Source organism: Halorhodospira abdelmalekii, assembly GCF_016583625.1.
In the GTDB taxonomy this organism is placed as follows: domain Bacteria; phylum Pseudomonadota; class Gammaproteobacteria; order Nitrococcales; family Halorhodospiraceae; genus Halorhodospira; species Halorhodospira abdelmalekii.
In genome coordinates this window covers 14,488-39,009 of record NZ_NRRN01000026.1, presented here as the reverse complement: position 1 = coordinate 39,009, position 24,522 = coordinate 14,488, and the positions used below count along the sequence as shown (strand labels likewise).

The following is a 24,522-nucleotide window of genomic DNA, read 5'->3' as shown; positions in this document are numbered from 1 at the left end:
ACGCTAGACAGGGACCCGATTGATGTCAACGTTACCGATGCAAATGCAGATGCCGGGGCCGCTCAGTCGGCGCATCGGCGCCCTCGACGGCGCCCGCCCCGACTTCGGCTACACCGTCCCCCCCGGCGGCTACACCTGGTGGTATATCGATGCCCTCAGCGACGATGGCCGCGACGGCATCACTTTGATTGCCTTTATCGGCAGCGTCTTCTCGCCCTATTACGTTGAGGCGCGGCGCGCACGCGGGGGCGCCGCCGAACCGCGCGATCACTGCGCCTTCAACATCGCTCTCTACGGCAGCCGACGCGGCCACTGGGCGATGACCGAGCGCGATCGCCACGCCCTGACCCAGCACGCTGATCGGCTCGCGATCGGGCCGAGTGAGTTGCGCTGGGAAGGGGGGGCACTGATCGCCGAGTTCGCCGAACGCACCACCCCGAAGCCGGGCGAGATCCGCGGGCGGCTGCGGGTCGAGCCGCAACTGAGCAACAGCGAAGTCTTCGCCCTCGCCGCCGACGGCCGCCACCGCTGGCGACCCCTGGCCCCGCAGGCCCGCATTGAGGTCGCCTTGGAGCGCCCCGAGCTCTCGTGGAGCGGCACCGCCTACGTCGATACGAACGCCGGTGACGAGCCGCTGGAGGCGGGCTTTAGCCACTGGCAGTGGTCGCGCGCCATCGGGCCGAACGGCACGCTCGTCTTCTACGACGTCGTCCCGCGCAGCGCAGCGCCCTTTACCCTGGCGTTGCGCTGGCCGCGCAGCGGGGCACCACAGCGCTGCAGCGAGTTGCCGGCTGCGACCCCGCTGCCGAAGACGTGGTGGGGTATTGAACGCAGCTTCTTCGCCGATACACCGGGCACCGCTAAGGTCCAGCAGACCTTGGAAGATACGCCCTTTTACTCCCGCTCGGTGGTCGCCAGTCCGCTCTACGGCGAGCCACTAGTGGCAGTCCATGAGAGCCTGTCGATGCGCCGCTTCGTCCGCGGTGCGGTGCAGTGGATGCTGCCGTGGCGCATGCCGCGGGTCACCGCGTAACGGCATCAGGCAACGGCCGACCAGCCGGGGGGCACGGCGGACTGGGCCTGGCCGACTGGGCCGACTGGGCCTAGCGAAACCCCTCCGCCAAGGCGCCCCCCGGCGCTGGCTCAATGCTCTCGAGCAAGTGACTCGCCTGGGCCAGCGGTGCTACGCCCAATCCGCGATGCGCCACCGCCAGCTCTGGGGCGATGCGCAGCAGCACGACGCCCTTGCGCCAGCCGGGGACGACGGCACGCCGATTGATTGAATCGAGTCCGTTGCGCTCAAGCTCGCGGCCGATCTCGGCATAGAGCAGTCGGGCCGCACAGATCCCGCCCCGGGCATCCCACGGCAGCCGCTGGACCCCGGCCATGGAGCGCTCGTAAAGGGCATCGGCGTGTTTCAGCAGCCGCTGCACGACCCACCCTAACTCTGGGGTGAAGCCGGGAGCGGCGAACAGCTCGGCGGGCTCGATGCCGACTTCGCTGAGCCAGCGCCGTGGTAAGTAGAGTCGCCCACTGCGCGCATCCTCGCCGACGTCGCGGGCGATGTTCGTCAGCTGCATCGCCACCCCAAGGTCGCAGGCGCGGGCCAACGTCTGCGGCTCGCGGACCTGCATCAGCAGCGACATCATCAGCCCCACGGTGCCGGCCACCCGCACCGCGTAGTCGAAGAGTTCATCGAGCGTGGCGTAGTCCCGCCCTTGTGCATCCCAACTGAAGCCTTCGATCAGCGCCTCCGGCAGCGAGCGCGGAATCCGGTAACGGTGGACCGCCCAGGTGAAGGCGCGGTCAGCCGGCTCCGGGTGCGGCTCACCGGCGTAAATGGCATCCAGGCGATGGTGCAGATCACGCAGCGCCGCCGCCCCACCCCCGCCCTCATCGACGGCATCGTCGGCTTGACGGCAAAAGGCATAGAGGGCGGTTGCCGGATCGCGCAGCCGCCGCGGCATCAGCCACGATGAGGCGAAGAAGGTACGCGAACCGGTCGCCAGCAGCCTCCGACAGGCGGCACGATCCTCGGCGCTCAGGGCCGTCTGTCGGGCCAGCTGCGGGTCAGGTGAAAAATTCAGCATCGGGCACCACCCGGTCGAGAATACGGGCCGAGGAGAGCACGCCCGGCAGCCCCGCCCCCGGATGTGTTCCGGCACCGACTAGGTAGAGGTGGCGAACCTCTTCGCTGCGGTTGTGCGGCCGAAACCAAGCACTCTGATGGAGCACTGGCTCGAGACTAAAGCCGCTGCCACGGTAAGCCTTAAGGCGATGGAAGAAGTCGAGCGGTGTTGCCACCAGGGAGGTGGCTTGCGCCGTATCCAACCCCGGCAGCAGCTTCTCCTGGAGGTAGTCGGCGATCGCCTGGCGGTAGGGCTCGGCACGCTCCTGCCAATCGACGTCGGCATCGAGATGAGGCACCGGCGATAGGGCGTAGAAGGTATCGCAACCAGCTGGGGCGACACTCGGATCGGTCGCCGTCGGCCGATGCAGATAGAGGCTGAAGTCGTCGGCAAGGACCTTGCGCTTAAAGATATCCTCAAGCAGCTCGCGGTAGCGCGGCCCCATCAAGATGGTGTGGTGCTCGACATCGGGGTATTGGCGATGGGTGCCAAAGTACCAGACGAAGAGCCCCATCGAGTAACGCGCCCGCTCCAGGCGCCGATTGGTCCAACGCCGCCGTGCGGCGGCCGGCACCAGGTGACGGTAGGTCCAGGCGGCATCGGCGTTGGAGACGACGATATCGGCGGCGATGTGTTCGCCATCGGCTAAGTCAACCCCGGTCGCCTGTCCATCAGCGACGGTAATCCCGGTGACATCGGCGTGGTAGCGGATCTCGCCACCCTGCTCGGCAATCAGGTCGACGAGACCGGTGATCAGGCGCCCCGTCCCGCCCATGACGTAGTGGACCCCCCAATGCTGCTCAAGGTACTCGATCAGGCAGTAGACGGAGGTCACCGAGAAGGGGTTGCCGCCGATGAGCAGCGGATGGAAGCTCAGGACCTGCTGCAGGCGTGGGTCGCGCACGAAACGAGAGACCATGCCGTGGACGCTGCGATAGCTCTGCAGCCGAATCAAGTCGGGCAGCACACGCACCATGTCGCTGAAGTGACTAAAGGGCTGATTGCTCAGCTGCTCGAAGCCGACGCGGAAGATCTCGCGGCTGATGGCGCTGTAGTGCTCGAGACCGGCGACGTCTTGCGGTGAGAGGCGCGCGACCTCTTCGCGCAGGCGCTTCTCATCGCCGTTGTAGTCGAAGCGGCTGCCATCCTCGAAGAGCACCCGGTAGAAGGGCTCCATCAGCCGCAGATCGATCTCCTCGTCGAAGTTTCGCCCCACCAGCTCCCATAGCTCACGCAGCAAGAAGGGAGCAGTGACGATCGTCGGGCCGGCATCGAAGGTAAAGCCGTCCTGACGATGGACGTAGGCCCGCCCGCCCGGAGCATCGAGGCGCTCTACGACCGTGACCCGGTAGCCGCGCGCGCCGAGTCGTACCGCCGCCGCCAAACCGCCAAAGCCGCTGCCGATGACAATGGCGTGGGGGCGTGTGCGCGCTGCGCCGGCGCTCCCTCCCGTTGCCGAGTTCATTCCCATGCCTCACTCCCAGAGCCGTCGGTCATTAGTTAGTCAGTCACTCTCTCTTCGCCGCGCTCATCGCCACCATCGCTTGGCTCATCGTCACCGCCGCTTGCGCTCATCGTCACCGCCGCTTGCGCTCATCGTCACCGCCGCTTGGTGGTTGCGCGGTGACCCTGAGCCACGCCGCCCACACCTGCTCAGCCACCGCCTGCGGCTGCTCCTCGTGCGCCAAGTGCCCCAACCCCGGTAGCGACTGCAGCCGACAGTACGGTAGGCGCCGGCAGACACGCGCGGCCTGGCGCGGTGGCACGGCGCCATCATTCTCGGCGGCGAAGAGCACCACCGGACAGCGCAGCTGCGACAAATCGCCCATCAGCAAGTGCAGATCGTCGTGGCTGCCAGCCATCAGCGCCATCGCCCCAGCAACGTGCCGCGGGCTGCCGGCTAGGCGGCGATAGAGCGCGACCCCGCGGGCATCGATCTGTGACCCAGTATGCCGGATCACCCGGCGAATGAAACCGGGCTCATAGGCACGCAAGGCGATCCAGTACGGCAAGACGGGGTCGAGACTCAGCAGGCGCAAGGCGCTCGGAAAGAGCTGCCCCGCCAACCCCGGAAAGGGCTCGAAGGCGCCGTTCAAGCCGACGAGGAGCCGCGGTGCCACCCGACCATCGAGTATCATCCGGGCCCCGATCGCGGCTCCGACCGAGTGACCGACAATCAGCGCACAGTCGTCTAGCTCCAGTTCGGCGAGCAACCGCGCCAGCGCGTGGGCGATGCCGTGCAGCCGCGGCAAGCGATCTTTGCTCGCACCGGTGAAGCCGTGTCCGGGCAGATCGGGCGCCACCACAGTGCAGCGCTCCGCTAGGGCGGGACCGAAATCGCGCCAGGAGTGACTCGATGCCGCCGTACCGTGGAGCAGCAGTGCCACCGGCCCAGAGCCGTAGACCTGCACATGCCACGAGAGCCCATCGACGGCGACAAAACGGCTCGCCGCGCGCTGCGGCCAATCGGCCCCGCTGCGCTCCCACGCCAGTGCCGCCATCCCCCTCTCTCTATCTCGCTCGATCCTACTCTTCTGGCCCCTGCTCGCTCTTAGCTCTTAGCTCTTAGCTCTTAGCTCTTAGCTCTTAGCTCTTAGCTCTTAGCTCTTAGCTCTTAGCTCTTAGCTCTTAGCTCTTAGCGCCTGTGACCGCCTGCACCGCCTCGCTGATCGACGCAGCATCGGCGCGCGGCAGCGGCAGGTATTCGCCCCCCATCGCCTCGGCCAACTCGCGCCCGAGCGGGCGTGGCCGTGGCGAGGTGTCGACGAGCAGCGCGCGAACACCACTCAACCGAATCACTTGAGCGGCCTCGTTGGCCTCCTGCTGCGCCTTCTCCCGCCCTCCGGTGCCGGCCCGGGTGACGTTCGCCCGGCCGTCGGTGAGCACGATCAGCACCGGCGTATTGCCCTTGCGCTGCACCTCTTCGATCAGATCGCGCGCGGCATCAAGCCCGGCAGCGATGGGGGTGCCACCACCACCGGGGAGGCCGGCCAAGCTGCGCTTCGCCCGCGTTAGCGAGCGGGTCGGCGGCAGCAGTTCATCGGCCCCGGTGCCGCGAAAGGCGATCAGGGCGACCTCGTCACGCCGGACGTAACACTCGGCAAGCAGCAGTTCGATGGCCCCCTTCGCTTCGGCCAGTCGGTGCATCGCCGAAGAGCCGGAGGCATCGACGATAAAGATGGTGGTGGTCTGGGTGCGCTGCTTATAGCGAGTCACCCGGAAGTCATCCGGCTGCACCAGGACGCGACGGCCCCCCGCGCCTTCCCCCTTCTGCTCCTGCTGCGCCCGGCGCAGCGTCTGCCAGGGGGCCGCAGCGCGCAGCGTCTCGACGACGTTCAGGCGCACCCCGGAGCGCGGCGAACCGCGCCGAACCCCGGCCGGACGACCGCGGGCGCCGCCTTGCTGCAGCGCTCCGGCCTGTCCCGGCGCCGACTGACTGCGCTGGGCCAACTCGCGGATCTTCAGCCGCTCGAAGAGGTTATCGGGGAGGACGGCGCGAGCCGCCTCAAGGACGAGCTCGGCTGGGATCTCGTCCGGGAGCTGCTGCTCTTCCTCTTGCTCGGAATCGGGCGGCTCGGGCTCCTCGGGCGGCGGCTCCTCGGGCTCCTCTGGAGGCTGCTCCTGGGGTTGCTCCTCGGGCTGCTCTTCGGCCTCGTCCGGTGGTGGCGCCGGCGGCACTTGAGTCGCCCGCGGGACGAGGATCAAGCGGGTCGCCAAACGCACGTCGTCTTCATCGACCTCGCAGCGACCATCGAGGGCGGCCGCCGCCCGCGCCGCCCGCAGAGCCTGCAGCGGCGCGCGCAGCGAACCGATGCCGAGCGCCAAGCCGCCGGCGCAGAGCGCCTCGGCGAGATAGTCGCTGCACTCGACCTGCGGCAACAAGCCCCGCGCCGCCACGATCTGCTCCGGTGTGTACTCGCTGCCGCCGGCAACATTCACCGGAATGCCGTTGAGCTCAAGGTGGCAGCCGATGCGATCGCGCAGCGGTCCGACCGGGCGCTCATCGTCGTTCGCCCCCTCATCGAGGGCAATCACACCAAAGCGGGTCGGCAGCCGCTCCGCTAGGCCGTCGCGCTCGACGGCGACCTCGCTGTTATCGATCACCGCCCCAAGCTTACCGGCGGTCGCTAGGGCGATCCGCTCGGCCATCGCCAGAACAACCAGGCCGCCGTCGGCCTCGGCCAACACCCCGCGCTCAAGGACGGGTCGCCCGGCGCGCAGAGTCGCCGTTAGATCGAGCCCACCGAGCAGGCGGCTGTCACTGACGTTGATTGGGATACGGCGCCACGGCGTACCCGGCGGCTGCAGTTCGTAAGCGATCTGCATCCAGCGATCGCGCACCGGTCCGGGCAACGCCCGCAAGCAGACACCACCGACGCCGGGCGGATCGACGGCGAGCAACGCGGCGGCGGTGACGGCGTCCTGCCAGGCCGCTGCCGCGGTGTCGTAGTCGAGCACCGCGCTCATGCGGGCAAATGCTCCTCGACGGCACGCTGTACCCGCGTCGTCGAACCTGACTCATCGAGCGGGTTGCGCCGCAGACGGTGACGCAGCGCCACGCTCGCCACCTGCCGCAGATGTTTGACCTCTACACGGTCTGCCAACTCCAGGGCCGCCGCCGCCCGCGCCGCCCGCATCAGGGTCAGCTCACCGCGCAGCCCGTCGGTGCCGAGCGCCATGCAGAGCTGCGAGGTCCGCTCCAGCACCTCGTCGGTGACCTCGACCTCAGGCAGCTGATCGCGCGCCCGCTCAATGGTGCGCCGGACCTGCCCATCTTTGCGTTTCCACTTCTCGACAAAGGCTTGCGGGTTGGCTTCGTACTCGTCGCGCCGGCGCACGACCTGCATCCGAACGTGGAGATCGTTCGGGGTCGAGACCTCGACCGAGAGCCCGAAGCGATCGAGCAGCTGCGGGCGCAGCTCCCCCTCCTCCGGGTTGCCGCTGCCGATCAAGACGAACTTCGCCGGGTGGCGGACACTCAACCCTTCGCGCTCAACGACGTTTTCGCCACTGGCTGCGACATCGAGCAGCAGATCGACGATGTGGTCTTCGAGCAGGTTAACCTCGTCGATGTAGAGGAAACCGCGATTGGCCCGAGCCAACAGCCCCGGCTCAAAGGCCTTCTCGCCGCTGCTCAGGGCGCGCTCAAGATCGAGAGCGCCGACGACGCGGTCTTCGGTCACCCCGAGCGGCAAGTCAATCACCGGCACATTGATCCGCCGTACCTTGAGGCTCTTGCCGGTCGCAAGGCGCTCCTGGCAGTGCCCACACAGGGCGTCTTCCTTATCGGGATTGCACTGATAGGGGCAGTCGGTGGCGCGGATCGTCGGCAGCAGGCCGGCTAGGGCGCGCACGACCGTCGACTTGCCGGTGCCCCGGTCGCCGAATACGAGTACACCGCCGATCGAACTGTCGACCGCAGCGATGGTCATCGCAAGCTTCATCTCATCTTGTCCGGCTATCGCGGAAAAGGGAAACGCTGGAGCCATGGAAGTCCCGTCCCGAGGTTGCTAAGTAACTTCGTTCGCGTCACTGCTGGTGAGTCCCGGCGCAGCTTACCAAAGCGCGCTGCCCGGCACAGCCCCCCCCCGACGGCGGCGACCGCTGCCCTCCACCACGTGGCGGGCTTGTGGACCAATGAACGATCAAGGCCCTCCCGGTTGGCTCCCGGTTGGCTCCCGGTTGGCTCCCAATCGGCTTCGGAACCGACCTCAGCGAACATTATGCCTGGACAAAGGACCGTCTATCCGTGCATCTTATGCCCTTTGAGCGGGACGACAACCGAACGAGACGCGCGCAGAACAACCGAACAGATGGATCGCGCTTACTCGAATCTCTAGCCTTTACTAGACCTTATTAGAGAAATCAACACCGCGGAGGATCGGCCCATGCGTATCGTCTTCATCCATCCGAATTACTCTTCGGGCGGCGCAGAGATCGCGGGTAACTGGCCGCCGGCATGGGTCGCTTACCTCGCTGGAGCGCTCAAACAGGCGGGTTTTGACGACCTGCGGTTCATCGACGCGATGACCGACGACCTCTCCGACGACTACATTCGTCAGGAGCTTGAGAAGGAAAAGCCGGCCATCGTCGCGACAACGGCGATCACCCCAGCAATCTACATTGCCGAGCGCGCCTTGCAGATCGCCAAGGAGGTCGACCCCAATGTCGTCACCCTGATCGGCGGCATCCACCCGACTTTCATGTTTAAGCAGGTGCTCAGCGAGGCGCCGTGGGTCGATGCGGTGGTCCGCGGCGAAGGCGAGGAGATCATGGTCAACCTCGCACGCGCCATCTCCGAGGGGCGCTGGCCGGCCGAGCGCGACAGCATCAAGGGCATCGCCTATCGCGACGATGAGAAAAACGAGATCGTCGCCACCCCAGCAGCACCAACGATCAAGGATCTCGACTCGATCTGGCCCGACTGGGGGATCCTGGAGTGGGAGAAGTACACTTACATCCCGCTCAATACGCGCGTTGCGATCCCCAACATGGCGCGCGGTTGCCCCTTCACCTGTTCGTTCTGCTCGCAGTGGAAGTTCTGGCGCGACTACCGGGTGCGCGATCCGGAGCGGGTGGTCGACGAGATCGAGCACTTGGCCAACGAGCATGGGGTCGGGTTCTTTATCCTTGCCGACGAAGAGCCGACGATCAACCGCAAGAAGTTTATCGAGTTTTGTCAGGCATTGATCGACCGTGGGCTGCCTGAGCGCGGCATCCTGTGGGGGCTCAACACCCGGGTAACCGACGTCTTGCGCGATGAGGATATCCTCGATTTCTACCGCAAGGCCGGTCTGATCCACGTCTCGCTCGGCACCGAGGCGGCCGCCCAGCTCAAGCTCGACCGCTTCAACAAAGAGACCACCGTGGCGCAGAACAAGCGCGCCGTGGAGCTGCTGCGCAACGCCGGTATCGTCGTCGAGGCGCAGTTTATCGTCGGCCTGGAGAACGAGACCGCCGAGACGCTGGAAGAGACCTACCAGATGGCGTGCGATTGGGGCACCGACCTGGCCAACTGGGCGATGTACACCCCGTGGCCCTTCTCCGATCTCTTCCACGAGCTCAGTGACACGGTCGAGGTCTTCGACTTCGAGAAGTACAACTTTGTGACCCCAATCATCAAGCCCGATGCCATGGATCGGGGTGAGCTACTCGATCGCACCATGAGCAACTACCGCCGCTTCTACATGAAAAAGGCGCTCTTCTCCTATCCGTGGGCCGGCAGTGGTGATCGCCGTAAGTACCTGCTCGGCTGCTTGAAGGCGTTCCTCAAGGCTGGCTTCCAGCGTAAGTTTTACGATTTGGGTAAACACGGGTACTGGGGACCGCAGACGCGCGATCAGGTCAGCAAGAATATCGAGGAGAACTTCGATAAGTCGCGGACCATCGCCGATGTGCAGCGCGCCGACTGGGAGGCAGCCAAGCAGGCTAAGGGCGACAAGGCACAGCTCAAGGCGGCCCGTTCGCATAAGGGCGGCGATGAGGTTGAACGCACCTCGACCGAGCAGGTGGTCAAGGTCCAGGGACGGCAAACACAGGCCGATCGGCAAGAGAAAAGGGCCACTGAGACGGACGAGGCGTAACCGGTGATTACGGCCATGGTGGCATCGAGCGCTCCGCGTCCACCAGGAGGAAACGCTCCCGGGCAACCGCCTGCGCAAGAGATGCAGGAGGAGGCCCGGATCGGCCCGAACGCCATCACGCAGGTCGCCGCGGCGTTGTACGCGGCGACCTCGGCCGGCACCGTGCGGGCGATCTTCAATGCCGCCGATCAGGGCGATTGGCTGGAGACGCCGCCGACCCAGATGGTGCCCGAGTCGACTGTCGCCCGCCTCCACCACCAAGTGCGCGTTCAGCTCCCCGCGACCGAAGCGCAAGCGGTGCTCAGCGATGCCGGGGTGCGCACCGGGCACTACGTACTCCAGCGCCGCATTCCCGCCTTTGCACGCCTGCTGCTGCGCCTGCTGCCGCCGGTTGCCGCCGGTCCGCTGTTGCTGCGGGCGGTGGAGCGCAACGCCTGGACCTTTATCGGCTCCGGTGCATTCAGCGTCCAACGGCGCGATGCGCGCTCGGCCTACTTAGAAGTGCGCAATAACCCGGTGATCGCCGGCGAGCAAGCTGACGAGCCGATCTGCCACTGGCACGCCGCGGTCTTCGAAACGCTCTTTCAGGAATTGGCTTGGCGCGGTGCTACGGTCGTCGAGGAGACGTGTTGTGCGACCGGTGCTGAGGCGTGTCGGTTCGTGCTGACCTATCGCTGAGCCCCCCCCCACCTTACGCCTTCGCTTCTATTCCCCGCTTCCCGTTCTAATACTGGCTACTCCTAAGCACTGCTATAGCGGTGACTCCTGCGCAGCGCACAGTGCCGCTCCTGAGCTAGGCGTTTAGACGAGGCGCCTTACTTACGGCGGCGTCAACCCTGAGTAGAGCGGGAAGGTCACAGCCAGCGCCCAGGCGAAGGCGACCGCGTTGACCAGGCCGGCGACCAGCGGGCAGCCGGTGCGCCGGTAGCTCCAGCGGCTAAAGAGGCCGTAGAGGATAAAGAAGATGACCGTGACCGGCAGGATCATCGGTAGGAAGGAGAGCGACTCGTAATCGAGCGCCACGGCGATGCCGAGCGAGATCAGGAAGAGCAGCTTCGTTAACGGGTAGGCGCCCCGACGTGCGCCCTGCCCGCGGGTCAACCACTCATCAGCGAGGAAGAAGGGCAGCGTGCCGAGCAGGATCACGGCCAGCAGTGGCAAGCGCTCGGCAACAGGGTAGAAGGAGAGCACGAACTGCTCCAGCGCCCAGCCGAGACCGACCAACGAGACCAAGAGCAGCAGCAGGGTTGCCGCCACCATCCGCCCCGGGGCGAGATCGACCGTCGACCACCACTGCCGCGGCGCCGGACGGCCACCACTCCACCACAACGCGATCAGCATCAGCGTGCCGTAGAGGGCAAAGTGGAGGGCCAAATAGTCGCCGACGACCACCGGTAGGAAATCGGTCGGCAGCGGCGCCAGCAAGAGCGGTGTGGCCAGCGCGGGCAATCCGGCGACCAGCAGCAGCCGCGGCCACCCTGCCCCTGCCCCGCGCGGTGTGCTCGAGACGACCGGCAGGATTGCGATCAGGCGCCGCGCCAAGAGCAGCAGGCTGGCGAAGAGCAGCGCCAACCAGCCACCGTTGACCACCAACCAACTGCTGGCGCTGTCACCATCACGCTCACCATCGCGCTCAAAGGCCTCGTCGAACCAGGCCCGTGCGGCATCGGCGGTGCGTGCGCTAAAGAGGATGCCGACGTGCTCGACGCGAGCGATGACATCGAGGCGGCGGGCACTGCCAGCGGCGAACTCACCGTAGGTCTGGCCGATCTCGATCGCCTCCGCCGGCACCTCTGCCGCCATCGCCACGATCTCGCGCCCCTGCTCCAGGAAGCGCGGCTCCCAACCGCCGACGATAGTCAGAAGGTTCAGCGGTGTCTCCGGGGTCGTCTTCGGCGAGACGAACGAGATGCTGACGGTGGCGTCGACCCCTTCATAGAGCTGCGCAAAGCGGGCCATCAGTCCAGCGCCGAGAGAGTGACCGAGCACCGCCACCCGCCCATCGCTCTGCGGCAAATCACGGGCAAACGCCTTCACGGTCGCCGTCTGCGCCATCAACTCAGCCGCTGCCCCATCCCACTCGCGCAGCTCACCGAAGAGCGGCTGCGGATGGCGGCCATGGCCTAAGTAGTCGAAGGTCACAGCGACGTAGCCGTTTTGGGCGAAGGTCAGGGCAAAGCGCTCCATCATCTGCCGCGAGCCGGCGAAGCCGTGCGCGATCAGGATCGTCGGCGCTGGCTCCGCGAGCTCCTGTGGGGTGTAGACCGAGACCGGGGTTTCGTCCACTACGGTCTGCCAGCGCTCCACGCCGCTGCGATCGGCCAGCAGCTGCGCCAAGGCGAGCAGCAACAAGAGCAGTGCCGCGACCGTGGAACCGCGGCGCCACCACGCCGCGTAGCCATCACCGCCGGTAGGGCCTCCCGCAGAACCACCACCAGAGGAGGTGGTCCGCAGCACGTTCAACCACCCCGCGCCGTCACTCATGATGAAAGTGCCACCACCCGTTCAGCGGCCGCTGAGTGTTCCCTTGAGGCGCGCGCGCAGCGGCGCAGGGCCTCTTCGAGCGGCTCCGGGGCACTCGCCGCCGGGCCGATCGCCACCACTCGCGGCACCTCGCTCTCATCGGGGGTAAAGGCGGTCATGCCGACCCGGCCACCGGCGACATCGAAACGCACCCAGGAGGAGGCGAGCCGCGCGATCCCCTTCACTCGTTTAAGCTCGCCGTAGCGCCCCGCAGCGATCTCTTCGAGCAACTCACGCAGGCGCGTGACATCGAACGTCCCCTCCAGCGTGGTGCTCCACAACGGCCCCTCGGGGCCGTGCTTGGGAACCGGCTCGAAGCGCGCCGCATCACCGGCCTCCATGCGATTCTCATCCTCTTGCTGAGGAAGTTGGCGCGGCAGCTGGGCGAGCTGCGCCGCATCGACCGCTCCGTAACGGGCGTGAAGAAACTGTGCTTGCGGGTTGATCTCGCGCAGCGTCGAAATCACCGTCTGCAACTCCTCTTCGACCACCCGATCGATCTTGTTCACCACCAGCGCCGGGCTCTGCAAGATCTCGCTGCGTACCCCTTCCGGGTTGCGCGCATAGTCGATCTGGAAGGTCTCGGCGTCGATGACGGTAAAGCAGCGGACACCGCGGACTAGCCCTTGAACACTTGGCTGCTGCAACGCCTCAAGCACGGCAACGGCATCCCGGCTGCCGCTCGGCTCGATGAGAATTCGCTGCGGGGCGTAGTCGCGCGCGATCTCGCGCAGCTGTTCAGCCAACTCCTTATGCAGGGCGCCGTAGCCGCCGGCATCGACAAAGTCGATTACCTCCGCCCCTTCGGCCCGTAGCACCGCCGCATCGACGCCGCGATCGCTAAAATCACTGATCAGCACCACCGCCCGTTCATCGGCCACATGCTCCTGCTCCAGCAGCCGACGGATAAAGGTCGTCTTGCCAGCCCCGAGCGGCCCCATGACGACATCGATAGTAAAGCACGACGTGCTGCCGCGTGCCTTCAGCCCCCAGTGCCAGAGCACGGCGGTCGGCAACGGGATGACCAGAAACCAGTGCTCGAGGATCGCCAGCGCCATCAAGGTGGCTACCAGGATCAGGCCGACGGTGGTGTAGGGGTCGACCCCGGGGGCAACGGCCTGCTGGATCAGCAAGACCAATGCGACCGTCGAGACCGTCACCGAGAAGGGGAAGAGGAGGTTCATCGGTCGGCGCCGGATAAAACTCCGCACAAAGTGCATATGCGCCGGGACGAACTCCTCGTTCGGGTTGCGCACGCCGAGAAAGACGTTCAAGCGCGCGCTCTCGTGCATCCAGGCCAAGACCAAGTAGGCCCAGAGCGCGGTGTAGTGTCCCCCGCGCCAGCAGAGTAGGAAGATGACGATGCCGAGGACCAGGATCGCCAGTTCGTGGTAGAGGTTGCTCTGCAGCGCCAGACGGAACCGATGCCACCCTGCCGTACCCTCCGGGCACGGGGTCTGTCGGGGACCGGTGACGTAGTTGGTGTAGTAACTCAACTCGACCCAGGCCCAGACCAACAAGGTACCGGTAAAGGCCAGATAGGCCGAGGCGACCGAGCCGGGGGCGCTGCTGATCGCGATCAGATAGAGGCCACCGAACATGGCGACCGTTCCGCCGATCATGCTCCAGCGGAAGGTGCGCATGGGCAGGTTGTCGAGGTAGATGACCACCCCCGTGCTGAACCACCAGAGAAACAGTGCGAACAGCACGGGAAGCACGTATTCAAACATCCGCTAGGGCTCCGAACGGCGCACTATGGTAACCGTGACCCGCTCATCAATGCCAGTCGGGAAAGCAGTCGGGACCGGACCCGACCGCTGCGAGAAGCGACCTGAAGCTCAGTCCGAATCCAGGTCTGAATCCAGGTCTGAATCCCAGTCCGAATCCCCCTCTTGGGCCTGCTGCAGCGACCTGATGAAGGCGTAGGCGTTATCACGCCCGAAGGAGTTTACGGTCACCCGCCGCTGGGTCATCGGGTCGGCCACGACGACGTGTCCATCCTCATGGCCACGCACAATAAAGGGCAGCTGTGTGCGCACATTATCGCGCGCGCGGTACTCCTTCAAACGCTGCGCCGTGCTGTGGATGTACGCCTCTTCATCGTACGCGATGCTCCACAGTTCGTTGCCCTGGTCATCGAGGAGCCGCAACCCACCGTCTTCCAGCGATTCAAACCAGATCCCGGTCTCGTAGACGACCGGTGCGTCGGTGCCACCGCTATCCCGCGTACCGTACCCGAGAACCAGGCCGCTATAGATGACGTAGACAGTAAAAAGGGCGACCGCCGTAAAGGCGGTCACCGGGAAGATCACGTTGCTGATAACTCCCGCTCGCAGGTGTTCGTGCTCTTCTCTCATTCCCTCACCTCCTCACCTCGCGTCGTTTGCGTAGGCGGGGGCCTCGCTCTTCTGCGGCTCCGCCCCACGGCCATCCTTGCGCCTTTTCCCGGACCCTTGCTGCTCAGCAAGGTGCCGCTGTAGGGCATCGCTTAGGATTCGCACCGCCTCACCACCATCGGGCAGGGAGCGCAACATCGGCTCTGGACGATGCAACCGCCACGGACGAACATGCGGCCAGAAGAAGAGAAAACTCAAACGCTCACGCGGATCGATCCGAATCATGATGTCGCTGCGGCCATCGCGATGTTTACGCAGATCAACCGCTTCGATCTGAGTAAACGGCAGGTTGATTGAGGCCTGCCACGATGCACCGATCCGCATCACGATACGACGGTTGGTCACCGTATAGAGCGAGTTCTTCGCCATCCAGCGGCCGATCAACGCCAACCCGCCTGCAGCCAAGAGGCCGATGACGACTTGGCCGACGAGTTCCATCACCACGTAGTTTACGCTGTTGCCTTCCTGCCATGCTAGGTAAGCGTACCACGCACCGATGAGGCAAAAGAAGATAAAGACCTTGCGAACATGGAGCGCCCGCTTGGCGAATGACCACCAAGCGGGCTTGCCTTGCCAGAGGATTTCTTCGCCTTCCGGCGGCCTCTCGGGGAGGCCGAGGATAGGCTCAAAGTCGTGCTCCCTCACGGCAGGAACGGCTCCTCACGACCCGGATAGGCGTAGAGGGTACCACCACCGTAGTAGGCGCAGACCATGTCCTCTTCTTGAGGCGTGATCTGATCGGCGTTCGACAGACGCGGCACATCACGGAACTGCTCCGCCGTGATCGAGTTGACGCGAATCTCCCACACCCCGTCGAGACGGCGGGTCTCCTTGGCAAAGCACTGCGGCAGCAGCACCCGATTCTTGCCAGAGGTGTGCGGGCTCAGCTCGACCTCGTAGTACATGATGCGGTTCTCGCTGCGATCGACCCAGATGTCGCTGACACGACCACCCTGACCACCGCACAGGCCCTTGACCGGGGCACCACGCAGATCAGGATCGCCCTCGCAGACCGTAAACTCGGTAGCGACACGCATCGGGACAATCTTCAGCTTGCCGTGCCACGTCGTCTCCGGCGTGTCCTCACGCTTGGCGTAAGCGCCAGGACCAATCGCCGACTTCATCGGATTGCCGATCGGCTCCAACGGCGAACCCGGCCACGGTGCCGTCGGCTGCGCCTCAAGCTTGTAGTTGCGGTCCCACTCGACCTTCTCTTGACGCGGCACTTTGATCGTGCGGCCGTCCTTGAGCAGGAAGGTCTTCGCCATCGGAACCCGCGGCAACGTACCGGAGACCAACCGAGGCGCACCGTACTTGTCGTTCGGATCCGAGATCAGCGGATACCCCTCCCGCTTGTCTTCTTTGCGCAGGTAGACGACCAGACTCGCAAGGAAGACGAAGAAGAAGATCACCGCCCAGAGTCCCCAATCGAACCTGGCGATTCCCATTGGATAGAATGCTTCCATAACGCACCTCCACACTTAGTGGCCCTAGCCGCTAGCGGCCAGACCGAAACGAGACGATGAATCACGCCGGCTGACTTGATCGCCTACTCACTCGCGCCAAGGGCCAAGCAGCCAGCACCATCGCCACTAACAGCACGATTTCAATCGAGTACACCACTGTATATCCCGCCGCTGGGTGCATAAAGAGCTCTCCCAAGTGGCCGGCGCGGGCTAGTGCAGGAATCAGGTCGCTCAACCCAGCACCGATCGCTAAAGCCACGCCCAACGCCGTCGCCTGTACCGCTCCCCACGCCCCGATGGCGAACCCGCTCTGCTCCGGTGGCGCCATCTCCATCGTTGCCACCAGCGTCCCTACGTAGAACAGTCCTGCCCCGAGCCCGATCACAAAGTTGCCGAGCCTAAAGAGCATCGGCGAATCGAGCGGGGCCGAGGCAATCACCATGCTGAACGCCGCCACCCCGATCAGCACCCCAACCGTAGCAAGACGGTAGGGATTGACTTTACGGTCGAGCGCAACGCCGCAGATCGAGAATGCGACGAGCATGCCAACCGCCCACATCCCGGTCAGTACGGTCGTCCCGGCCACATCCAAGCCCAATACACTCGCCCCGTACGGCTCAATGATGATGTCCTGCATTCCAAAGCCAGCGGCACCCAGACCGATGATGACCAACAAACGCGCCACCGGGCCCAGCTCACTGAAACTTTGCCATGCTGAGGCGAAAGATGGTCGCGGCCTATCGACGCGGGTCTTGCTTGGATCGCGTGGTTCCTGCTTCCACAGGGCGATTATATTGAGCACCCAGGTCGCCACAGCCGCTCCTTGGATCACCTGAATCAGCCGGAAGTGGCTGTAATCGCTCAGGAAGAACCAAAATGTCGCAGCTGCGATGACCATCCCCACCATGAGCATGACGTACATCAAGCCGACCACCTGCGGCAACTTGTCCGAGGGGGCCAAATCGTTCGTCAACGCCAGTCCGGCGGTCTGCGTCATGTGCACACCGATGCCGGCGAGCAGAAAGGCGAACGCTGCCCCTATCGCCCCGAGGACCGGATAGTCGGCGCCGTGCTCGGAGAGCACCAGGATGGCGAAGGGCATAATGGCCAAACCGCCGAACTGAAAGAGCGTCCCCATCCACAGGTAGGGCACGCGCCGCCACCCCAGGTGCGAGGGGTGGTTATCGGAGCGGTGGCCGATCAACAGCCGCAGCGGCGCGAGCAGCACCGGCAGCGCCAGCATGATCCCCAGCAGCGTCGCGGCAATCCCGAGTTCATGAATCATGACCCGGTTGAGTGTCCCGGTAAACAGGACGTACATCATGCCGACCGTGACCTGGAACAGGGCCAGGCGGAAGATGCGTGTCATCGGCAGCTGCTCGGTCGCCGCATCGGCGAACGGCAACATAATTCGGCTGACATTGCGATAAAGGTCAGCGATCTGTGGCTTCATGTCCGTTGCAGCTCCAGTGCCTGCGAAATGTAAAAACCGCGCCGAACACGCTGCGTGCGTCCCACCGACCACGCGGCCAGCCGCGGCTCGGCGCGCAGTGCCGCGGCCAGACGCGAGTGCGCCACCGGCTCGATGGCCGGGGAGCGATCGCTGCGCGGAAAGAGTTTGCCGATGACGTGCATGGCCGCGAGCAACGGGGTGCGCGGGGCGAAAGTAAAGGCGATACCGCGACGAGTCCGGCTCGCCAGTTCAGCCACGGCCGCTACAGCGTCTGCACAGGGGTAGTGGATCAGGACATCCATTGAGACGACGTAGTCGAACTCGCCGTGTGCCGGGTCGAGCATATCGCCGACTTGAAAATCGACCGCGTTGCGATCGATCTCGGCGGGCAAACGCTCCCAGGCGATCTCGATCAGCTTCGTCGAGACATCGACCCCGGTCACCCGCGCCCCGCGCCGCAGCAGCTCGACGCTGAGCATGCCCGGTCCGCAGCCGGCATCCAGCACTCGCATCCCACTGAGATCGGCCGGCAGCCAGTCGAGCAGGGTCTGGCGCATCTGCTCGCGCCCGGCACGCACCGTCGCCCGCACCCCGCTCACCGGGGCATCCGAGGTCAGGCGCTGCCACGCCTCGACCGCCGTCTTATCGAAGTAGGTCTCCACGCGACCACGGCGTTGCCGATAAGAAGAGGTCGGCATCAGTCAAACCCCAGCAAATCGAAGACTTCACGATCCTTCAGGGGCGTTGGAATGAGTGGATCGACCCCATCCCAAAGCGCCTGCGCCAACCCCAGATACTCAGCACGCGCGCGCTCCAGCTCTGGGGACTCCTCCTCCATCTCAAAGAGGGTCGCCTTTTGCAGACGACTGCGCCGGATTACGTCGTAATTGGGCACATGCGCCAGCATCTGCAGCCCGATCGCCTCGTTAAAGCGCTCAATTTGCTCGGTCGTCTCGCTGCGGTTGGCCACCACGCCGCCGAGGCGCACGCGGTAGTTCTTCGCCTTCGCCTGGATGGCTCCAGCGATCCGGTTCATGGCAAAGATCGAGTCGAAGTCGTTGGCCGTCACGATGAGTGCCCGATCGGCGTACTGTAGCGGCGCGGCGAAGCCGCCACAGACGACATCGCCGAGGACGTCGAAGAGGACGACATCGGTCTCCTCGAAAAGATGGTGCTGCCTAAGGAGCTTGACCGTCTGCCCGACCACATAACCGCCGCAGCCGGTCCCGGCCGGCGGCCCTCCAGCCTCGACACAGAGCACGCCGTTGTAGCCTTCGTAGACGTAGTCTTCGGGGCGCAACTCCTCGACGTGAAAATCGACCTCCTCGAGGCTGTCGATGACGGTCGGGACCAAGCATTTCGTTAAGGTAAACGTCGAGTCGTGTTTCGGGTCGCAGCCAATCTGCAACACCCGTTTACCGAGCTTACTAAAGGCGACCGAGAGGTTCGACGAAGTCGTACTCTTGCCGATCCCGCCCTTGCCGTAGACGGCGAAGATCTTCGCCCGCCGTCCGGTCTCGGTCTGACCCTCGGGTGCCAGATGCACCTGTACACTGCCCTCTCCATCACCGCTGTTGCGGCATACACGCTCCCTGTCTCCGCTCATGCAGCGGCCTCCTCGTTCTCGCTAACCCCTTCGAAGTAGTCCTCAAGCTCATCACCGACCTTACGCAACGCCTCTAACGTCTCCTCGTCTGGATTCCAGTAGTTGCGCTCGTGTGCCTCCAGCAAGCGGTTGGCAAGCTTCGCCGAGGCCGCCGGGTTGAGCTGCGCCATCCGCTCGCGCATCTTCTCATCGAGCATGAAGGTCTGGGTGAACTGCTGATAGACCCAGGGCGAGACCTGGCCGGTGGTCGCCGACCACCCCATGGTGTTGGTCAGATGGACCTCGATCTGCTGCACACCCTCATAGCCGTGCTCCAACAGACCTTCGTACCACTTCGGATTGAGCATTCGCGTCCGCGTCTCCAGGGCGACTTGATCGGAGAGGGTACGCACCTTGCCCTCGCCGCGGGTCTGATCACCGATATAGACCGGCACCGACTCGCCCCCGCGCGAGCGGGCGACGGCCCGACTGATGCCGCCGAGGGTATCGAAGTAGTGATCGACCGTGGTCACACCGAGCTCGACCGACTCGAGATTCTGATAGGTCAGCTCGACGCCGGAGAGCATGCTGCCGAGCAGCGCCTCTTGCCGCACCGGCTGTCCACTGCAGCCGTAGGCGTAGCACTTCCGGCGCGTGTAGGTATCGGCGATCTCGTCTTCGTCTTCCCAGGAGCCTTGATCAATCAACGAGCCGACATTGGAGCCGTAGGCGCCATCGGCGTTACTAAAGACGCGCAGCGCCGCCGTCTCGAAGTCACACTCGTGCTTCTGCTGATAGGCCAAGGCGTTGCGCCGAATCGGGTTCATCTCCAGCGGCTCATCCTCAGCACTCGCGGCGAGGAAGGCCGCCTCGGCGAGCACCCGGGTCTGCAACGGCAGCAGATCGCGGAAGATGCCCGAGAGGGTAATGACGACATCGATCCGTTTGCGTCCGAGCTCGGCCAGCGGGATCAACTCGGCCCCAGCGAGCTTGCCGTAGGTGTCGAAGCGCGGGCGGGCACCGACCAGTGCTAAGGCCTGCCCGATCGGGCCGCCTTCGCTCTTGAGGTTATCGGTCCCCCACAAGACCATGGCGATCGAATCGGGGATCGGCTCGCCGGCCTCGCGGTGTTTATCGAGCAGCCGCTCGGCCTGCTTCGCCCCGTCCTGAACGGCGAAGGCGCTCGGAATGCGGAACGGATCGAAGCCGTGCATGTTGCGCCCGGTCGGCAGGATATCGGGGCTGCGTAAGATATCGCCACCGGCGACCGGCGGGACGAAACGCCCATCGAGCGCCCGCACGATTCCCTCCAGTTCGCGGTTATCGGCCAGCTTCTCGGCGATCCCGGCGAGCGCCTCAAGCACCTCACGCGTGGTCTCGTGATCGTCGCTCTCGGCCGCTGCCAACGCCTGCTTCGGCGTCTTGCCGTCGACCAGCGCCGCGACACAAGCCGGATCGACCCGGGTCCCGTGGGCGGTCTCGGCGATCGAGACGAGTTGATCGATTTGCCCCTCGCGTGAGGGCGGCTGACCGACCACGTGCAGCCCTTCAGGGATGAGGGTGTACTCCATCTCGAGGATCTGATCACTGAGTTGAGCGATGCGTTCCGGCGCCTCCTCAGCGCTCCACTCCGGCTCCAGCTCGGCAAGATCAACCTCGGCCGCCTGCGCCTGGATGAGCTTGGCCAGCTCCAGCCGCTCATCGATGTTATCGGGCGGTGCACTGCGGTAGCGCTCAACCGACGACTTCAGCTCGAGCAGGCCGCGATAGAGACCGGCCCGGCCGACCGGCGGGGTCAGGTAACTGATCAGCGTCGCCGCCGCCCGGCGCTTGGCGATCGAGCCCTCGGAGGGGTTGTTGGCAGCGTAGAGATAGAAGTGCGGCAGATCACCGATCAGGCGATCGGGCCAGCAGTGCGGGCTCATGCCGCACTGTTTGCCCGGCATAAACTCGAGTGCGCCGTGGGTACCGAAGTGGAGCACGGCATCAGCGCCGAAGTCCTCGCGGATGTAGCGGTAGAAGGCGCACATGGCGTGGGTCGGGGTCAGCCCCTGCTCAAAGAGCAAGCGCATCGGATCGCCCTCGTAGCCGAAACCGGGCTGGATGCCGACAAAGACGTTGCCGAGCTGCACCCCGAGGACGAAGATCGACTGCCCATCGCTCTGCTGCTTACCCGGCGCCGGCCCCCACTGCTCTTCGAGCTGTTTCAGGTGCGGCTCGCGGGCGACGTAGTCATCGACCGGCACGCGGAGGTGGACGTTGGCGTGCGCCCCGAACTGCTGCGCGTTGCCGTGAATGATGCGTTCGCGCAGATCGTCGACCGACTCCGGCACCTCGACCCGATAGCCGGCGTCGTAGAGCTCCTGCAGGGTGTGATAGAGGGAGCTGAAGACCGACAGATAGGCCGCCGTGCCCAACGAACCGGCCTGCGGCGGAAAGCTAAAGAGCACGATGCTCAGCTTACGATCGGCACGGGCGCTGCGGCGCAGCTGAATCAGCCGCTCAAGCCGACTGGCCAGCATCTGCGTGCGCTCCGGATGGGGCTCCATGCGGCAGACGCCATCGGGCCCGGGGACCGCGGCACGGCCACCGAAGACGATCGGCGCCGTCGAGCCGTCGAGCTCCGGGATCGCCACCATCATCGTCGTCTCGACCGGAGTCAGGCCGCGATCGGAGATCTCCCACTGCTCGAGTGACTGGAACTCAAGGGCTTGTGCTGTGACGTACGGCACATCGAGGTTGCGCAGCAGCGCCTCGGCGGCATCGGCGTTGTTGTACGCCGGCCCGCCGACGAGCGAGAAACCGGTCAGCGAGACCACGGCGTCGACCGCCGAGCGGCCATCGCGCATAAAGAAGCGCTCGATCGCCGGGCGATTGTCGAGACCGCTGGCGAAGGCGGGGATCACGCGATAGCCACGCGCCTCCAGCGCCTCAATGACGCCGTCGTAGTGCCCAGCATCGCCCGAGAGCACATAGGAGCGCATCAGCAGCAACCCGACTACACCACGCTCCTCGGTCGCCTCAGGGCGCGGCACAGCGCGCAGATCGTCGCTGACCCGCCCCTCCATGCGCGGGTGGTAGAGCCCAACTTCGGGGTACTCAATCGGATCCTGGACCGTCAGCGTACCGCGCAGCGCCTTGCGCGGGCCGTCGGCGTAGCGGTTGACGAGGTAGCGCACCATGTTGGCGACGTTCTCATCAGAGCTCGCCAGAAAGTAGAGCCATGTTAAGAAGTAGGCGCGCACATCTTGGGCCGAACCGGGGATAAAGCGCAGCAGCCGCGGAATCCGGCGCAGCATCGCGGCTTGCTTCTCGCCAGAGTTCCCCGCCCCGTCGTCCTTTTTGTTCTTCTTCTGGCCACGCAACTTTTTGAGCAGCGACATCGGACCGCGGCTCGTCCCATCCATGGTGAACTTGCCCATGCGGGTCAGCTTCATCACCTCGCCGGCCGACATGATGACCACCATGGCATCGCAGTCGCCCTGGCGCGCCTGCAGATCGGGCAGCACCGGCTCGATGTGCTCCTCCATGAAGAGCATAGTCACGACGACGATGTCGGCTTGGGCGATGCGCTCCCGGCACCGCTCCAGCGCCGCCGGGTTGCTGTTCCAGTCCGAGGCGGCGTGATAGGTCAGCTCAAGCCCCGGGATCTCTTTTTTCAGGATCGGGCGTGCGCGCTCCACCGAGCCCGCCATGTGGTTATCGAGCGTGATGAACGTGACGCGCATCGGCGTCGGATCAGCGGCTGAAGTGGGCTTTGGCATCGTAGATGGTCTCCACTGTGATAGTCGCAACACCCCGCTCGGCGGCAAAGTGCTCGGTATTGCGCCGCGCCTTGCCGCGCACGAAGAAGGGGATCTTGCGCAGCTCCGACTCCGCTTCCGGCGTCCAGCGCACCTCCTCTACCGAAAGCGCCCCCGCAGCGGCCGCGGGCTCACTCGCCTCGGCCACCGCGGCCTCGGCGGCGACGGCAGCCGCAGGCGTGTGGGACGGGGCCTCGACGCTGAACTCTGGATCCTCGCGGAACATCCCCAACAGGTGCTCCTCGAGTCCCATCATCAGCGGGTGTACCCACGTGTCGAAGATAACATTGGCGCCCTCGAAACCCATATTCGGGGCGTAGCGTGCCGGAAAATCCTGTACGTGAGCTGGCGCCGAGATGACTGCACAGGGCAGCCCCAGGCGTTTGGCAATATGACGCTCCATCTGCGTCCCGAGGACCAGTTCCGGTGCGGCCTCAGCGACGTGTCTCTCCACTTCCAGGTAATCGTCGGTAATCAGCGGCGTAACGCCGTACCGCTTGGCCGCCGCGCGCACCTCGCGGGCAAACTCACGGCTGTAGGTGCCGAGGCCGACGACTTCGAAACCGAGTTCGTCGTGCGCAATGCGTGCCGCCGCCACGGCGTGCGTGGCATCGGCGAAGATGAAGACCCGCTTGCCGGTCAAGTAGTTCGAGTCGACCGAACGGCTATACCATGCCATTCGGGCATCCGCCCAAGGGGCCATTCGGGCATCGGCATCGGCCAGCAGCGACCCGACCTCAAGGCCGGCCACCTCACCGACCTCGCGGATAAAGTCGCGCGTCGCCGCCAGCCCGAGCGGCACCGTTTCGACCATAGGCTGGCGATAGGTTCGCCGCAACCACTCACAGGTCGTGCGCGCCACCTCGGGGTAGAGGCAGATGTTGAAATCGGCCTGGGGAATCCGGCGCAGATCGTCGGGACTCGCGCCGAGCGGGGCGACAACGTTGACCTCAACCCCGAGTCGATTCAGCAGGGCGCTGATCTCTTGGACATCGTCGCGGCAGCGGAACCCGAGTGCACTCGGACCGAGGAGGTTGGCCCGCGGCGCCCGGCCGGCCGCAGTCGCCGACGCCGCAGCACCCTGCGCCGCATCGCTCTGTTCACCTTCCGCACCCGCATCGCCTTTATCGCTCAGTACGCCACGGACGAGTTGGTAAAAGGCCTCGCTCGCGCCAAAACCCTCTTTGCGCGAGAAGGCGGCCGTCTCCAGCGCGATCACGGGGATCTCCACACCGGCTTGCTCGGCCCACCCCTGCGCCAGCGTCCCGGGCTGATCCTGGAGCAACTCGGCAGTGCACGAGTCACCGACCATCAGCAGCTGCGGCTGGTAACGCTCATAGACTTGACGAACCGTCTCACGCACCAGCTCGGCCGTATCCCCACCCAGATGGCGGGCGTGGAAGGTCGTATACGTCACTGGGGGACGCGCCGGACGGCGCTCAATCATGGTGAAGAGCAGATCGGCGTAGGTATCGCCCTGCGGGGCGTGCAGGACGTAGTGCACCCCCTTCATGGAGGCGGCAATGCGCAGCGCGCCGACGTGCGGCGGACCTTCGTATGTCCAAAGCGTCAGTTGCATCGCGC

18 protein-coding genes are annotated in these 24,522 nt (G+C 65.1%); 3 read left to right on the top strand and 15 right to left on the bottom strand.

Features of this window, described 5'->3' with window-relative positions; translation table 11 throughout:
• Positions 1-22: 22 nt before the first annotated feature.
• Positions 23-1,033: a carotenoid 1,2-hydratase gene (locus tag CKO15_RS07885; protein WP_242464652.1), complete on the top strand. Its 1,011-nt coding sequence runs from the start codon at positions 23-25 to the stop codon at positions 1,031-1,033.
• Between the two features lie 70 nt (positions 1,034-1,103).
• Here the strand turns inward: CKO15_RS07885 and CKO15_RS07880 are convergent, their stop codons facing one another.
• From CKO15_RS07880 to bchI, 5 genes are all read right to left on the bottom strand, one after another.
• On the bottom strand, positions 1,104-2,090 hold the full coding sequence (locus tag CKO15_RS07880) for a phytoene/squalene synthase family protein (RefSeq protein WP_200194647.1): 987 nt from the start codon (positions 2,088-2,090) through the stop codon (positions 1,104-1,106).
• Positions 2,071-3,594: a phytoene desaturase gene (locus CKO15_RS07875; RefSeq protein WP_200194665.1), complete on the bottom strand. Its 1,524-nt coding sequence runs from the start codon at positions 3,592-3,594 to the stop codon at positions 2,071-2,073. The genes CKO15_RS07880 and CKO15_RS07875 overlap by 20 nt, the downstream gene beginning before the upstream one ends.
• A 112-nt stretch (positions 3,595-3,706) precedes the next feature.
• On the bottom strand, positions 3,707-4,630 hold the full coding sequence (gene bchO, locus CKO15_RS07870; protein WP_200194644.1) for an alpha/beta fold hydrolase BchO: 924 nt from the start codon (positions 4,628-4,630) through the stop codon (positions 3,707-3,709).
• A gap of 127 nt (positions 4,631-4,757) precedes the next feature.
• Entirely contained in the window at positions 4,758-6,596 is a 1,839-nt protein-coding gene (locus CKO15_RS07865; protein ID WP_200194643.1) for a magnesium chelatase subunit D, read from the bottom strand.
• Positions 6,593-7,618 carry a magnesium chelatase ATPase subunit I gene (bchI, locus tag CKO15_RS07860; protein ID WP_200194641.1) on the bottom strand — a complete coding sequence of 342 codons (1,026 nt, stop codon included), beginning with the start codon at positions 7,616-7,618 and terminating at the stop codon, positions 6,593-6,595. The genes CKO15_RS07865 and bchI overlap by 4 nt, the downstream gene beginning before the upstream one ends.
• A 399-nt stretch (positions 7,619-8,017) precedes the next feature.
• Here bchI and bchE point away from each other — a divergent pair, with 399 nt between their 5' ends.
• Both bchE and bchJ read left to right on the top strand, forming a co-directional pair.
• Entirely contained in the window at positions 8,018-9,712 is a 1,695-nt protein-coding gene (bchE, locus tag CKO15_RS07855) for a magnesium-protoporphyrin IX monomethyl ester anaerobic oxidative cyclase (RefSeq protein WP_200194639.1), read from the top strand.
• 3 nt (positions 9,713-9,715) lie between these two features.
• Complete coding sequence (gene bchJ, locus CKO15_RS07850; RefSeq protein ID WP_200194638.1) at positions 9,716-10,390, top strand: bacteriochlorophyll 4-vinyl reductase; 675 nt, start codon at positions 9,716-9,718, stop codon at positions 10,388-10,390.
• A gap of 141 nt (positions 10,391-10,531) precedes the next feature.
• Here bchJ and CKO15_RS07845 read toward each other — a convergent pair whose 3' ends face one another.
• The 10 genes from CKO15_RS07845 to bchB all read right to left on the bottom strand — a co-directional run bounded on the left by CKO15_RS07845 (position 10,532) and on the right by bchB (position 24,517).
• Entirely contained in the window at positions 10,532-12,196 is a 1,665-nt protein-coding gene (locus tag CKO15_RS07845) for an alpha/beta hydrolase (RefSeq protein WP_200194636.1), read from the bottom strand.
• Positions 12,193-13,965 carry a putative photosynthetic complex assembly protein PuhE gene (puhE, locus tag CKO15_RS07840; protein ID WP_200194634.1) on the bottom strand — a complete coding sequence of 591 codons (1,773 nt, stop codon included), beginning with the start codon at positions 13,963-13,965 and terminating at the stop codon, positions 12,193-12,195. The genes CKO15_RS07845 and puhE overlap by 4 nt, the downstream gene beginning before the upstream one ends.
• 108 nt (positions 13,966-14,073) lie before the next feature.
• Positions 14,074-14,592: a photosynthetic complex assembly protein PuhC gene (gene puhC, locus CKO15_RS07835; RefSeq protein ID WP_200194632.1), complete on the bottom strand. Its 519-nt coding sequence runs from the start codon at positions 14,590-14,592 to the stop codon at positions 14,074-14,076.
• A gap of 12 nt (positions 14,593-14,604) precedes the next feature.
• The gene (puhB, locus tag CKO15_RS14375) at positions 14,605-15,276 is read right to left on the bottom strand and encodes a photosynthetic complex putative assembly protein PuhB (protein ID WP_200194630.1); all 672 of its coding nucleotides are present in this window, start codon (positions 15,274-15,276) and stop codon (positions 14,605-14,607) included.
• Entirely contained in the window at positions 15,273-16,079 is an 807-nt protein-coding gene (puhA, locus tag CKO15_RS07825) for a photosynthetic reaction center subunit H (RefSeq protein WP_200194628.1), read from the bottom strand. The genes puhB and puhA overlap by 4 nt, the downstream gene beginning before the upstream one ends.
• 79 nt (positions 16,080-16,158) lie before the next feature.
• Positions 16,159-17,550, bottom strand: a complete 1,392-nt coding sequence (locus CKO15_RS07820) for a BCD family MFS transporter (RefSeq protein WP_200194626.1) — start codon at positions 17,548-17,550, stop codon at positions 16,159-16,161.
• Positions 17,547-18,248 carry a magnesium protoporphyrin IX methyltransferase gene (gene bchM, locus CKO15_RS07815; RefSeq protein ID WP_200194624.1) on the bottom strand — a complete coding sequence of 234 codons (702 nt, stop codon included), beginning with the start codon at positions 18,246-18,248 and terminating at the stop codon, positions 17,547-17,549. The genes CKO15_RS07820 and bchM overlap by 4 nt, the downstream gene beginning before the upstream one ends.
• The gene (bchL, locus tag CKO15_RS07810; RefSeq protein ID WP_200194622.1) at positions 18,248-19,156 is read right to left on the bottom strand and encodes a ferredoxin:protochlorophyllide reductase (ATP-dependent) iron-sulfur ATP-binding protein; all 909 of its coding nucleotides are present in this window, start codon (positions 19,154-19,156) and stop codon (positions 18,248-18,250) included. The genes bchM and bchL overlap by 1 nt, the downstream gene beginning before the upstream one ends.
• A complete protein-coding gene (locus tag CKO15_RS07805; protein WP_200194620.1) occupies positions 19,153-22,899 on the bottom strand; it encodes a magnesium chelatase subunit H in 3,747 nt (1,248 codons plus the stop codon). Before CKO15_RS07805 ends, bchL begins: the two co-directional genes overlap by 4 nt.
• Positions 22,874-24,517: a ferredoxin:protochlorophyllide reductase (ATP-dependent) subunit B gene (gene bchB / locus CKO15_RS07800; protein ID WP_200194618.1), complete on the bottom strand. Its 1,644-nt coding sequence runs from the start codon at positions 24,515-24,517 to the stop codon at positions 22,874-22,876. The genes CKO15_RS07805 and bchB overlap by 26 nt, the downstream gene beginning before the upstream one ends.
• Positions 24,518-24,522 lie beyond the last annotated feature (5 nt).